The sequence below is a fragment of the Polynucleobacter sp. Latsch14-2 genome (assembly GCF_018881925.1).
In the GTDB taxonomy this organism is placed as follows: Bacteria; Pseudomonadota; Gammaproteobacteria; order Burkholderiales; family Burkholderiaceae; genus Polynucleobacter.
The window spans coordinates 104,678-117,168 of record NZ_JACVPL010000005.1 but is presented as its reverse complement, the minus strand read 5'-3'; the positions used below and the strand labels follow the sequence as shown (position 1 = coordinate 117,168).

11 protein-coding genes, 1 tRNA gene and 2 pseudogenes are annotated in these 12,491 nt (G+C 47.5%); 2 read left to right on the top strand and 12 right to left on the bottom strand.

What is annotated here, in order from left to right; translation table 11 throughout:
* Positions 1-9: 9 nt before the first annotated feature.
* The 3 genes and pseudogenes from ICN46_RS06410 to ICN46_RS06400 all read right to left on the bottom strand — a co-directional run.
* The gene (locus ICN46_RS06410) at positions 10-1,167 is read right to left on the bottom strand and encodes a glycosyltransferase family 9 protein (RefSeq protein WP_216206180.1); all 1,158 of its coding nucleotides are present in this window, start codon (positions 1,165-1,167) and stop codon (positions 10-12) included.
* A gap of 15 nt (positions 1,168-1,182) precedes the next feature.
* Positions 1,183-2,025 (bottom strand): glycosyltransferase family 2 protein, encoded by an 843-nt coding sequence (locus tag ICN46_RS06405; RefSeq protein ID WP_255538775.1) that lies wholly within the window; start codon positions 2,023-2,025, stop codon positions 1,183-1,185.
* Positions 2,008-2,754, bottom strand: a pseudogene (locus ICN46_RS06400) (glycosyltransferase family 2 protein); the annotation flags it as partial. The gene ICN46_RS06405 and the pseudogene ICN46_RS06400, both read right to left, overlap by 18 nt.
* Before the next feature lie 10 nt (positions 2,755-2,764).
* Here ICN46_RS06400 and msbA point away from each other — a divergent pair.
* Positions 2,765-4,528 carry a lipid A export permease/ATP-binding protein MsbA gene (msbA, locus tag ICN46_RS06395; protein WP_216206177.1) on the top strand — a complete coding sequence of 588 codons (1,764 nt, stop codon included), beginning with the start codon at positions 2,765-2,767 and terminating at the stop codon, positions 4,526-4,528.
* A 21-nt stretch (positions 4,529-4,549) separates the two neighbouring features.
* Here msbA and rng read toward each other — a convergent pair whose 3' ends face one another.
* The 8 genes and pseudogenes from rng to ICN46_RS06355 all read right to left on the bottom strand — a co-directional run bounded on the left by rng (position 4,550) and on the right by ICN46_RS06355 (position 11,234).
* Complete coding sequence (gene rng, locus ICN46_RS06390) at positions 4,550-6,013, bottom strand: ribonuclease G (protein WP_216206174.1); 1,464 nt, start codon at positions 6,011-6,013, stop codon at positions 4,550-4,552.
* Positions 6,010-6,633 carry a Maf family protein gene (locus ICN46_RS06385; protein WP_216206171.1) on the bottom strand — a complete coding sequence of 208 codons (624 nt, stop codon included), beginning with the start codon at positions 6,631-6,633 and terminating at the stop codon, positions 6,010-6,012. The genes rng and ICN46_RS06385 overlap by 4 nt, the downstream gene beginning before the upstream one ends.
* Positions 6,634-6,643: 10 nt before the next feature.
* Positions 6,644-7,087 carry a 23S rRNA (pseudouridine(1915)-N(3))-methyltransferase RlmH gene (gene rlmH, locus ICN46_RS06380; RefSeq protein WP_216206164.1) on the bottom strand — a complete coding sequence of 148 codons (444 nt, stop codon included), beginning with the start codon at positions 7,085-7,087 and terminating at the stop codon, positions 6,644-6,646.
* An 18-nt stretch (positions 7,088-7,105) separates the two neighbouring features.
* Positions 7,106-7,492 (bottom strand): annotated as a pseudogene (rsfS, locus tag ICN46_RS06375) (ribosome silencing factor); the annotation flags it as partial.
* 49 nt (positions 7,493-7,541) lie between these two features.
* The gene (nadD, locus tag ICN46_RS06370; protein ID WP_216206159.1) at positions 7,542-8,240 is read right to left on the bottom strand and encodes a nicotinate (nicotinamide) nucleotide adenylyltransferase; all 699 of its coding nucleotides are present in this window, start codon (positions 8,238-8,240) and stop codon (positions 7,542-7,544) included.
* A 1-nt stretch (position 8,241) separates the two neighbouring features.
* A complete protein-coding gene (gene hemF / locus ICN46_RS06365) occupies positions 8,242-9,153 on the bottom strand; it encodes an oxygen-dependent coproporphyrinogen oxidase (RefSeq protein WP_216206247.1) in 912 nt (303 codons plus the stop codon).
* A 46-nt stretch (positions 9,154-9,199) separates the two neighbouring features.
* Positions 9,200-10,477 (bottom strand): phosphoribosylamine--glycine ligase, encoded by a 1,278-nt coding sequence (purD, locus tag ICN46_RS06360; protein ID WP_216206155.1) that lies wholly within the window; start codon positions 10,475-10,477, stop codon positions 9,200-9,202.
* Positions 10,478-10,514: 37 nt separating this feature from the next.
* Positions 10,515-11,234, bottom strand: a complete 720-nt coding sequence (locus ICN46_RS06355) for a YebC/PmpR family DNA-binding transcriptional regulator (RefSeq protein WP_216206152.1) — start codon at positions 11,232-11,234, stop codon at positions 10,515-10,517.
* A gap of 142 nt (positions 11,235-11,376) precedes the next feature.
* On the opposite strand from ICN46_RS06355, the gene ICN46_RS06350 reads away from it, so the two are divergent.
* A tRNA-Leu gene (locus tag ICN46_RS06350) sits at positions 11,377-11,461 on the top strand.
* 73 nt (positions 11,462-11,534) lie between these two features.
* On the opposite strand, the gene ICN46_RS06345 is transcribed toward ICN46_RS06350, so the two are convergent.
* The gene (locus ICN46_RS06345) at positions 11,535-12,476 is read right to left on the bottom strand and encodes a CysB family HTH-type transcriptional regulator (protein WP_216206150.1); all 942 of its coding nucleotides are present in this window, start codon (positions 12,474-12,476) and stop codon (positions 11,535-11,537) included.
* Between the last annotated feature and the right edge of the window lie 15 nt (positions 12,477-12,491).

Genomic DNA, 12,491 nt, shown 5'->3' with positions numbered 1-12,491 from the left:
CTGTTTGGTTTACATCTGTAGCGCTTGCTCGATCGCCTCGATCACCTGATTTGGTTCTAAAAAGTCCAGACATTCACTTCTACTGCCTACTCGGTCTTCACAGCCCGCTTTGCGGCACGGTACACAGTCCCCGGGGCCTTGCAAGATGGTGACATTGCCAACAGTTTGAGTACGTGCACGCAATTGGTAAGGTTGTTTGCCAATAAAACCATTGGGCCATGGGCCAAAGTTAGTGGGAGGTGTTGCGCCAAATAAGGCAATAGTTGGGATATTGCATGCCGCTGCTAAGTGCGTAATGGAGGTGTCAACGCCAACGTAAAGAACTGCGCCCCTTATCAGACTGCCTGCTTGTGGGATGCTTAACTGACCAGCAGCATTAATCACTTTTTGTAGGGTCTCATCATTTAATAGCGAGAGGATCGCGTGGTTGAGTTCAATATCTTGTTTGGCTGGGGAGGCGCTCAACACCACCTGAAAGCCATGCTTAACGAGCCAACTAATGAGATCTTGCCAATGAGCTAAGGGCCAGCGCTTGTAAGCTGTTAAAGGACCCGGATGTATCACGACATAGGGCTGTTGAAGCTTGCCAGCAATCAACGGACTCAATGCTTCACCTATGGGCGGTGTAACAGAGATGGGCTTACTAAATAATTCGGCAGGATTTTTGAAAAAGACTTCTAACAAACGCAGTTTTTCAGTAACAACATGTTGCTTGAAATAATCTACCTCTACCGAGTGCAAGCAGATCGCTTTCTTCCAAGCATTTTGTTTTTCGCTTTTACTTTTTCTATTATGATCTTGTGCCACCAATCCTTGGGGGTGACCACTTAAGATACCAACCCTTCGAAATGCGGCGAATAAGCCATAGAAGTAGGCTCGATCGCTTGGTTGAGTGACGATGGCTAAGTCATAGCGCTGAAAGAGGCGATAAAAGAGTGAAAGATATTCCCCCAATTTTGGCCTGTCAGACGTTTCAATGAGCTTTGCAATATCAGGATTACCTCTGAGCATATCAAGCTTGCCGCGATATCCCAAAAAATGAAACTCAGCCTTAGGCCAGAGTTCTCGAGCTTTCTTGATAAGTGGGGTGGTTACCAGCACATCACCAATTTGCCGAGTGGCAATAAATAATATTTTTTTGGGTTTTAGCTTGGCGGGATGTTTCATGTTTGAAATATCGAATTAAGTTAATCCACGCATTTTTCGGATCTTTGCGTTGAGTTTCTCAATGCTGACATCGTTTAAGGACTGGTCACGAACGCGGTGATACAAGTGAATCACTTCGGTAGACCATGAACCGCTTTTGCGGTGAATCCCATGATGCTCTAGTCTAAAAACAAAATCTGCATCCTCATGCGCCCAGCCGACAAGAGATTCATCAAAGCCGCCAATAGCCAAGGCATCACTTTTCCAGCAGGCCATATTGCAGCCTTTAATGCGTCGCCAAACAAAGCGCTTAAAGTTGCGCCAATGGCCATCGCCACGTTTTACTATTAGCTGCAATACCTTATTGATATCACCGGCCATTCTGTACGAAAGAATATTTTTCTTGAAGTCCGAAAAATTCCACAGACCAAGTTGAAGGAGTTGCTTAGTCAGTCTTTCGCTTAAAAGAATGCGGCTACCAGTAATCAGGTAATTTTTTTGTGCCAGTTTTCGATGTTGGGAAACAAAGTCGGGCTGTGCAATGCAGTCCCCATCAATAAAGATGAGATAGCTGCCTTGTGAAGCTGCGATGCCACGATTGGCAATAAGTGTCTTTCGGCAGCCATCATCCTCTTGCCAAACATGTTCAATTCTGATGGCAGATTGTGCGGCTATTTGATCAACCACGGCTTTGGTTGGTGCACCGGAGCCATCGTCAGCCACAATAATTTCAAAGTTGCTATCTGTTTGCTTGATTAAAGAGAGTAAACATAGCTTCAGGGCTTCTGGCCAATTGTAGGTGGCAACGATGACCGAAATTTTGAAGTCTTCTTTGGGTGAGTTTTGGTTTGGCTGGGCCGCTTGATTCAGTCGCCACAACTTAATATATCGGTAATAGGATCCCTGGGCGTTTGCAACAGCTAAAGAGATCCCCTGTGGGCCATCTAAGAATCCCAGGCGGACGATATAGGTTCGGATAAACGCCCAGAGCCCATGAAAAAAAGCTTGCATCGGGGAGCCTTTACGCCCTTTGAGGAAAGCCTGTTTTGCGGAGTCGCTTGAATAGCGCTCCATTTTTTCTTTCACTTGCGTCATATTCATAAAGCTGAAGTGCAACAAGGGGTTTTGAAGTTTGGCCACTTCACCGTTGGGAATCAGACGTTCGTGCACTAGGTCGTCTGAAAATCGAGCGCTTCCCCTTTTAAAAAGACGATCTACATAGTCAGGAGTCCAGCCAGAGTGCCGGATAAAGCGCCCACAAAACCAGGATAGGCGTGGAATGGCAAAGCAGTTCACATTGGCTGAGTGGTGGATAGCCGTCAGAATTTCTGATCTGAGGGCTGGCGTAAGTCTTTCGTCGGCATCGAGCGATAAAACCCATTCCTCGGTAGCAAGCTCAAGTGCGCGGTTCTTTTGGGGTCCAAAACCAGGCCAATCCGCCGGCTGAGAAATCACTGCCCCATAGGTTTTGGCGATCTCCAGAGTGCGGTCTGAGCTATTGGTATCCACCACTACAATTTGCTGGGCAAGCCCCTCCAGAGAGGCTAAACAGTCGGCCAAATTGGCCTCTTCATTGCGAGTGATGAGTATGACTGATAAGGTGGGCATAATTCATTATATGAATGCTCAAGACCGTACCGCTCTAAACCGCTTAATTCAGTACCTCAAACCCCATATTGGCTTGATTATTGGGTCTCTATTGGCCATGGCCTTGGTGGCCGGTGCTGAGACCTCAATTCCCGCTCTAATGAAGCCTTTATTGGACCGTGGGTTTACTGGGGAGCTCAATAGCAAGCTTTGGCAGGTCCCCGTTTTCTTGGTTGGCTTAGCTTTGGTGCGTAGCTTGGCGCAGTTTCTATCTAATTATTTGCTGACCCGCGTTATCAATGCAGTGCTCCTGAAGTTGCGGGAGCAGATGTTTCAAACGCTCTTACACGCAAGAACGATTTTCTTTCAAAAAAATTCCGCCTCAAATTTAATTAACGCCGTAGTCTTTGAGGTAAATAATGTGCTCACCGTCATGGGCGGCATGTTAATTAGTCTGGTGCGTGATTCGTTGACGGTGGTCGGTTTGATGGGTTATCTGATTTATCTCAATTGGCGTCTAACGTTGGTTGTGTTGGTGATTTTCCCTGTAATTGCTTGGATTATGAGCAAGATTAATCGGCGCCTGAGGTTGTTGAATCGTGAGCAACAGGGTTTAACCAGTGACTTGGCTTATATCGTTGAAGAGTCAGCGGCTGGCTATAAGATTGTCAAGGTGCATGGAGCCGAGCAGTATGAAATGCGTCGCTTCATGGAAAAAGCAGAGCGCTTACGCCAATTCAGTTTGAAGTCTGCGGTAGCAGGCGGATTAAATCAGCCTATTACTCAGTTGATTGCTTCGATGGCGTTATCCGTTGTGTTGGTAATTGCTTTGATGCAGTCAAGCACTGAGGGCACTACGGTTGGCGGGTTCGCCGCTTTTGTTACCGCCATGATGTTGGTGATTTCACCGCTTAAGCACTTGGCTGATATTAACCAGCCACTACAACGTGGGTTGACTGCCGCGGAAATGACCTTCGCCTTAATGGATGAGCCCGTTGAAGAAGATGAGTTGCGCAAGCCGAATATGAAGTCTTTAGACAGGGCTAAGGGCGGGATTCGTTTTGAACATGTTGGCTTCTCATATCAACAAGAGGTCGGTCGTAAAGATGCATTGACGGATATTCATTTCTCAATTAATCCTGGAGAGGTGGTTGCTTTTGTGGGGCCATCGGGCGGAGGTAAGTCGACTCTGGTCAATCTCTTGCCCCGTTTTTTCAAGCCAACTTCTGGTCAAATTCTGTTGGATGATGTGCCGCTTGAAGAGATTGTTTTATCTGATGTCAGAAGGCAAATTGCTTTTGTGAGTCAGGATGTGATTTTGTTTAATGACACGATTGCAGCCAATGTTGCTTATGGTGCAGTGGCTGAAGATGGGATTGACCGCGGTCGCGTGATTGAGGCTTTAGAGGCGGCCAACTTGAGCGCCATGGTGAAAGAGTTGCCAGAAGGTATCAACACCTTAGTTGGCGATAACGGGAATCGTCTATCGGGCGGCCAGCGCCAGCGTTTGGCAATTGCCCGAGCAATCTATAAAAATGCACCTATCTTGATCTTAGATGAGGCAACCTCAGCATTGGATTCGGAATCTGAGCGCCAAGTTCAGGATGCCTTGGAAAAATTAATGGCCGGCAGAACGACATTGGTCATTGCCCACCGTTTGTCCACCATTGAGCATGCTGATCGGATTGTAGTTCTGGATCAGGGAAAAGTTGTGGAAAACGGTTCACATGAGGATTTGATTAAGCAAGATGGCCTGTATGCTAACTTGCATCGCATACAGTTTTCTAATGCTTAAAATGAGCTTCAGCAATGCGCGCTAACTCAAAACAATATCGTATTGTTCTTGGCGGAAACTGCCTTCCGCTTGAAGTTTGATGGGTTTATTAATAAAGTCACCTAGTTGTGCCAAAAACTGATTTTCTTCCTCGAGAAACAAATCAATTACATCTGGTGCCGCCACAATCCGAAATTCCTTAGGGTTAAATTGGCGATGTTCGCGCACAATCTCGCGCAAGATCTCATAGCAAATCGTTTGAGCGGTCTTAATTTCGCCCTTACCAAAGCATACCGAACATGGCTCACAGGTGATATGGGCAAGAGATTCTCTCGTGCGCTTGCGGGTCATCTCGACCAAGCCTAACGCTGAAAAATCGCTAACTGAAGTGCGGGCATGATCTCGCTCTAGGTTACGCTTGAGTTCCTGCAAAACAGACTCTTGATGATCTTTGTTAATCATATCAATGAAATCAATGATGATGATGCCGCCTAGATTGCGCAGACGTAATTGACGAGCAATGGATTGCGCTGCTTCTAGGTTGGTTTTAAATACCGTGTCATCTAAATTGCGCGCACCAACATAGCTACCGGTATTGACATCGATGGTAGTCATAGACTCGGTTTGATCAATCATTAGATAGCCGCCAGACTTGAGATCAACACGACGCCCTAAGGCCTTATTGATTTCAGCATCAACATCAAATAAATCAAATAGGGCGCGTTCACCGCGGTGAAGTGTTAATTTCCCTAAGAGGTTGGGCATGTACTGACTGGCAAATGCATTGAGCTTCTCAAAATTCTCAGCAGAGTCCACCCGAATTTGGCTAGTCTCTTCTCCAGCAACGTCTCGAAGCACGCGTTCCGCAAGACTGAGATCTTGATAGAGGAGTGATGGTGCAGATTGATGGTTGACTGCCGCTCGAATATTTTCCCAAGCAGTCCTCAAGTAACGCATATCGTGCTGCAGTTCTGTGTCGGAGGCATCTTGGGCACTTGTTCGCACAATAATGCCGCCTTTCTCATCTTCCGGTATCAAGCCTGCAAGCCGCACTTTGATCGCCTCACGTTCTTCGGGCTGATCGATGCGTTGTGATATGCCGATATATTTTTCTGCGGTGATGTCGCTACTTACCGGCGGCAGATACACTAAATTCCGACCTGCAATGCTCAATTGGGTTGTCAGGCGTGCCCCCTTAGTTCCAAGCGGATCTTTGAGAACCTGAACGAGTAGAGTTTGACCTTCAAACAATAATTTTTCAATTTGCGCTTGCGGATTATTTTGTGTGATGTCTGCCACGTGCATAAATGCAGTGCGCTCAAGACCAATTTCGATAAAGGCTGATTGCATTCCAGGTAGAACTCGTACAACTTTGGCTAAATAAATGTTACCCACAATACCGCGTTGGCGGGTGCGCTCAATCTGAAGCTCTTGAACTGCGCCTTGTTGAATTAATGCCACCCGCGTTTCTTGAGGGGTGATATTGATTAGAATTTCTTCATTCATAGGTGGCTGACTTGGGCGCGAGCGAGTAGTTGAGTAGTTTCGTAAATCGGAAGACCCATGATACCGCTATAGCTCCCTTTAATCGATGGAATGAGGGCACCACCCAGCCCCTGAATGCCGTATGCGCCGGCCTTACCAAACGGCTCGCCACTGGCAATATAGGCCTGCATTTGCTCTGTGGTGAGGGGTGCAAATTCCACCTCAGAAACTTGTACTAGGTAGAGAGGTTTTATTTCTGGTGAGGTGGTGATCGCGACAGCTGTTAGTACTTGATGCGTTTTGCCGCTTAGCATCTTTAGAATACGCAGTGCATCTGCTGCATCCTTCGGTTTGCCCAAAATTTCTCCAGCGGGATGCTCGGGCATGCTCACGGTTGTATCGGCACATAGAATAGGCGCCCACGGTAAACCTGCTTTTTTCCAGCGCTCCAGAGCTACAGTACTTTTTGCAAGAGTGACGCGTTCCACATACGCACGCGCCTTCTCATGGGGCATGGGGATTTCAATAGCCTCTGTATCTTCACCTGGTTGGGGTAATAGCATTTCAAATTGCACGCCCATTTGCTTAAGGAGTTCTTGGCGGCGCGGACTTTGGGAGGCAAGGTATAGAAAAGGAAACATGAATCACTCATTATTCGCGGTGATAAGGGTGACCTTGCAGAATGGTCCAGGCGCGATAGAGTTGCTCTACGAGCAACACTCTAGCCATGGCATGCGGCAAGGTGAGACTTGATAGGCGCCACAGCGCGTGTGCATTTTGTTTGAGGCTAGCGTCTAAGCCGTCAGCACCGCCAATCAGAAAAGTGATGTCGAAACCTTCTTGTCGCCAGTGAGCCAGTTGGGTTGCTAGGCTTTGAGTCGTTTGATCTTTACCACGCTCGTCTAGGGCAATAATGCGAGACCCTTTCGGAATTGCGGCTGCGATCTTGATGGCTTCTTTAGTTGGTGTGAGATCGGGCTTAATCTCTTTGATGTCAATACTGCAGTCTGCTGGCATACGTTTCGTGTAGTCATGGGTTGCAGTCGCCACCCAATCTGGCATCTTGTGTCCAACTGAAACGATGGTTAAGCGCATGGGCTGATCCAGAAATTAATCGTCGTCGTCGGACTCGCTTGCTTTGACAAGACCTTTTTCGCTAGCTAATTTGACGCGGACAGGTTTTGCGCCCCACATGCCTTCTAGTTGATAGTAGGAGCGTAGCATCGGTTGCAAGATGTGGACTACGATATCGCCGCAATCTACTAGAACCCACTCACCAGTTTCCAAGCCTTCAACCGAAATAACTTCACCACCTTTGGAGTTGACCTCTTCTTTAACAGACATGGCTAATGACCGAGTTTGGCGATTGCTCGAGCCTGTAGCAATAATGACGCGGTCAAATAACTCACTTAATTTAGTGGTGTCATAGACGCGAATATCTTGTGCTTTGACATCTTCTAAGGCATCAATAATGACGCGCTGTAATTTACGTAATTCCATAGTTTCTTTGTTGTATTTCTTTAATAAGTCTAATGAGTATGGGGTGATCTTAGCTTGAATGCTTATATAAGCCCAGATTTGTGATGATTTCTAGAGCATGTGAGGGTATTTGTTCTGGCCCTAAGGGGGCGCCAGAAAGGGGTCTTAGGCAGTTTCGTAAGTCGGTAGATGAAAGATCAACTGCTAAGGTCTTATCAAGGTATATGCGGCCAGAAGGGGTGTTTTCAAGGGCACTAGCGTCTAGGGTCTGATGATTAGTGAGTAAATCACGAATTTCTTCGCTCATTTCAGTTTCAAGTTCATATTCTGGACGCGTAGCAACAGCAAAATGCACCATGTGGAGTAGCTCTGTCCAAGAATGCCAGCTTGGTAGGCTTAGGAAAGAATCAACCCCCATAAGCCAAATCAATCTCGCATCCGAGCCATAGCGCACCCTTAGGGTTTTGATGGTGTCAATGGCGTAACTGGGGCCGACTCGATCTATCTCTAGGCGATCAACCCCAATGACGGTTGAAAGCTTGAGATATAAAAAAGCCTTGGCTAAGTCTATCGCGGCTGCCTCGGTCAATCGAAGGCGTATTTCCGCTTTGGTGATACTGCTTGCTTTCTGCCAAGGTTCGCCACTTGGAATCAGTAGCAACTCATCTAGACCGAATAGTTTAGTAAAGTGCGTGGCAAGTTTAAGATGACCGAGATGTGGTGGATCAAAAGTGCCACCGAGAATGCCAATTTTTTTTGGAGCGCTCAAGTTAAGCCAGCCAGTCGCGAGGCTTGAGGTAATAATCGTAGAGCTTGGCTTCTGGTGTACCAGGCTCTGGCTGCCAGTTATAGCGCCATTGCACAACAGGCGGCATCGACATTAAGATTGATTCAGTTCTTCCACCGGAGTGCAGGCCAAAGATGGTGCCGCGATCAAAAATGAGGTTGTATTCAACATAACGACCACGGCGGTATTCTTGAAAAGATTTTTCTTCTGCAGTGAATGCATCATGTTGGCGACGCTCGACAATTGGTAGGTAAGCATTAATGAAGGCATCGCCGATTGCACGCGTCATTGCAAAGCTTTTCTCAAAACCCAATTCATTGAAATCATCAAAAAATACACCGCCAATACCGCGAGGCTCTTCCCGATGCTTTAAATAAAAATATTCGTCACACCACTTTTTAAACCGGGGATATAGCTCTACTCCAAAAGGGTCTAGCGCATCCTTGGCGGTCTGATGAAAATGCCTGCAGTCTTGATCAACCCCATAGTAAGGCGTTAAATCAAAGCCACCACCAAACCACCATACTGGTTCCTTATCGGGCGCTTGCGCGATAAAGCAGCGCACATTCATATGGGTGGTTGGAATCTTGGGATTATTAGGGTGAAATACGAGTGAGACCCCCATAGCTTCGAAGCTACGCCCCGCGACTTCCGGGCGATGATGGGAGGCTGATGGCGGCATTTGATCGCCGCGGACATGCGAGAAGCCAACCCCGCCTTTTTCTAGAATATTGCCGCTATCTAAAATGCAGGTACGACCGTAGCCCTTGAGCTTGCTGTCTTCTGGTTTTTGCCATTCATCAGCAACAAAAGTTTTCCCATCCAATGCGCTCATGGCCGAGATGATGCGATCTTGCAAGCCCAGGAGGTAATCCTTTAGGACTTGAATATCAATGTGAGTGTGCGTGGTCTCTGACAAGGAAATAAAACTTTCCTATAAATTATTTGATTGCACGATAGCCAATATCTTTGCGATATTGCATGCCATCAAATTGAATTTTAGAAATGGCTTCATAGGCTTTTTGTTGGGCGCTACGCACTGTATCGGCCAGTCCAACGACACACATTACACGACCGCCGGAAGTCACTAACTTACCATCTTGGAACTTGGTGCCCGCATGAAAAGTGAGTTGATCTTCGGTATCGGCTGGAATGCCCGTAATGACATCGCCATTGCGAGGAGTGTCTGGGTAGTTATGAGCTGCGAGCACTACACCCAAGGCAGTGCGGCGGTCCCACTCAAGCTCAACCTCATCAAGCTTGCCATCGACAGCTTTATCTAATGCATGAACTAAGTCACTGCGTAAACGTGCCATGATCGGTTGAGTTTCTGGGTCACCCATACGGCAATTAAATTCCAGAGTTTTGATTTTGCCGTCGGAGGCGATCATCAAGCCGGCGTAGAGGAAGCCGGTATAGGGTAGGCCATCGGCTGCCATGCCTTTAACAGTCGGCATGATTACTTCGCGTAGGGCACGCGCATGAATCTCTGGCGTTACGACTGGCGCTGGAGAGTACGCACCCATTCCGCCTGTGTTGGGGCCTTGGTCGGCATCAAGTAAACGCTTATGGTCTTGACTGGTGGCTAGGGCAAGTACATTTTTACCATCCACTAAAACAATGAAGCTAGCTTCTTCGCCTGTCAGGAATTCTTCAATGACGACACGAGCCCCTGCGTTGCCAAGTTTGTTGTCCGCCAGCATCATATCTACTGCTGCGTGTGCTTCCTCAAGACTCATGGCAACCACTACGCCCTTACCGGCCGCCAAGCCATCTGCTTTGATCACAATGGGAGCGCCTTTAGCATCAATATAGGCATGTGCTTCTAGTGCATTTGAAAATGTTTGGTAATCTGCAGTCGGAATACCATGACGTTTCATAAAGGCTTTAGAGAAGTCCTTTGAGGACTCAAGTTGTGCCGCTAGTTGCGTGGGCCCGAAAATACGTAATCCGTTTGCGCGGAATACATCGACAATTCCGGCTGCTAATGGCGCCTCGGGACCGACTACTGTGAGGTGAATCTTTTCGCGTTTTGCAAATTCTGCGAGATCTTGTAAGTCTGAGATGGGTAGGTTTTGAATCCCTGCGGTGGATTGTTTGGCTGTAGCGGTGCCGCCATTACCCGGTGCAACGTAGACGGTTTGCACTTGGGGCGATTGCGCCAATTTCCAAGCGAGTGCATGTTCGCGACCACCTGAACCAATTAAGAGAATTTTCATAGCAAGCTAATAAGAATATTGGTGAATAGGATGTAAATCAGAATGCAACATTACTAAAAACTTCTTGCACATCATCTAAGTTCTCGAGCGCATCTAATAATTTCTGCATACTTTCCGCTTGATCACCTTCAAGTGCAATTTCTGTTTCGGGTCGCATGGCTATCGTGGCCAGTTCCGCTTTGAAGCCAGCCTTGCTCAGTGCATCCTGTACTTTCGGAAAATCGGGTACAGGCGTCAATACTTCGAGGGAGCCATCATCATGGGTGATGACATCTTCAGCGCCCGCATCAAGCGCAGCTTCCATTAGTTGATCTTCATTAATCCCTGGCGCAAAGAGCATCTGCCCGCAGTGCTTAAATAAAAAAGCGACTGAACCTTCTGTGCCCATGTTGCCACCATTTTTATTAAAGGCATGGCGAACTTCAGCAACCGTTCTGGTGCGATTATCCGTGAGGCAGTCGACAATAACGGCGGCACCATTGATGCCATAACCTTCGTAACGAATCTCTTCATAGTTGACGCCCTCCAGTGAGCCAGTGCCGCGTTGAATCGCTCTTTGGACATTGTCATTGGGCATATTGGAGTCTTTGGCTTTGTCAATCGCCAGACGCAAGCGGGGATTGGTGGCAACGTCGCCGCCACCTAACTTAGCCGCTACAGTGATTTCTTTAATGAGCTTGGTCCAAATCTTGCCGCGCTTCTCGTCTTGACGACCTTTGCGGTGCTGAATATTGGCCCATTTTGAGTGGCCGGCCATACGGGTAAGTCCTTTTGCAGAATGTGGCTAGAGAGAGCTATTTTAAGGGGTACTGAGTCAAAGGATGGCGCTCCAGCTCCTTTTTTTGTTACACTCTCACCTCTTAGCTGTTACTAATGCAGTTTTTCCACTGCAAACACCTGCCTCGGTGATGGAATTGGTAGACGTGCCGGACTCAAAATCCGGTGCCGCAAGGCGTGGCGGTTCGAGTCCGCCCCGAGGCACCAAATTAAAGAATGCCCTGCTAATGCGGGGCATTTTCTTTGATATGAACCATCTCTCCCTCAATTAAGGCGCAGCTCAAATTTCGTAAGTATCTGCCTCACTCGACATAGCTTGTTCAACGATTTTGCGTGTAAGCGTTGGCGAGAAAAGTTCAATAAAGGTGTATACAAAAGACCGCAGATAAGCCCCTTGTTTAACGCCAAGGTGAGTTACGTTATTGCCGAATAAATGTCCAGCAGGAATGATTTTGAGATTGCGATCTCTGTCTTGATCGTAGGCGTGACCTGCGGCGATTCCAATTCCCATTCCAGTTTCAACATAGGTTTTGATAACGTCTGCATCGATTGCTTCCAAAATAATATCTGGTGTGATGTTTCTTTGTGCAAAGGCAGCATCGATTTTGCTCCGCCCCGCAAATGCTTTGTCATATGTAATGATCGGATACTTTGCGATCTCTTCTAGGGTCACTGTTGCTTGGTTAAGCAAGGGGTGGCTAAGCGGCACCATCACGACGTGTTGCCATTGATAGCCTGGCAGGGCGAGCACGCCAGGGGTATTGGCAATGCCTTCAGTTGCAATCGCAATATCCGCGCGATCATGGGTTAGGAGCTCAGCGATTTGACCTGGACTACCCTGCTGAATGCTTACCCGTACCTTAGGAAAGCGCTTGGTAAATTCAGTGAGCACTTTTGGCAGGGCATAGCGTGCCTGAGTGTGGGTAGTGGCAATGACAAAACTCCCTTGATCCTGACTGGCAAAATCTTTGCCAACGCGTTTGAGTGTTTCCACTTCATCGAGAATCCGTTCAATCGATAAGAGGATGCGCTTACCGGGCTCAGTTAATGAGCGAACACGCTTGCCATGTCGGCGAAAAATTTCAACACCGAGTTCATCCTCTAGCTCGATGATGGCCTTAGAAACCCCCGGCTGAGAGGTAAATAAAGCCTTAGCAGCAGTGGTGAGATTGAAGTTCTGCCTAACAGCTTCTCGTACAAAGCGAAATTGGTGTAGATTCATATTAGATTCCGATCG

Excerpts from the sequence above, each read along its gene's own strand:
- ICN46_RS06355 (WP_216206152.1), bottom strand. The coding sequence starts at position 11,234 with ATGGCCGGCCACTCAAAATGGGCCAATATTCAGCACCGCAAAGGTCGT.
- rng (WP_216206174.1), bottom strand. The coding sequence starts at position 6,013 with ATGAATGAAGAAATTCTAATCAATATCACCCCTCAAGAAACGCGGGTG.
- msbA (WP_216206177.1), top strand. The coding sequence starts at position 2,765 with ATGAATGCTCAAGACCGTACCGCTCTAAACCGCTTAATTCAGTACCTC.
- ICN46_RS06345 (WP_216206150.1), bottom strand. The coding sequence starts at position 12,476 with ATGAATCTACACCAATTTCGCTTTGTACGAGAAGCTGTTAGGCAGAAC.
- ICN46_RS06410 (WP_216206180.1), bottom strand. The coding sequence starts at position 1,167 with ATGAAACATCCCGCCAAGCTAAAACCCAAAAAAATATTATTTATTGCC.
- purD (WP_216206155.1), bottom strand. The coding sequence starts at position 10,477 with ATGAAAATTCTCTTAATTGGTTCAGGTGGTCGCGAACATGCACTCGCT.
- ICN46_RS06385 (WP_216206171.1), bottom strand. The coding sequence starts at position 6,633 with ATGTTTCCTTTTCTATACCTTGCCTCCCAAAGTCCGCGCCGCCAAGAA.
- rlmH (WP_216206164.1), bottom strand. The coding sequence starts at position 7,087 with ATGCGCTTAACCATCGTTTCAGTTGGACACAAGATGCCAGATTGGGTG.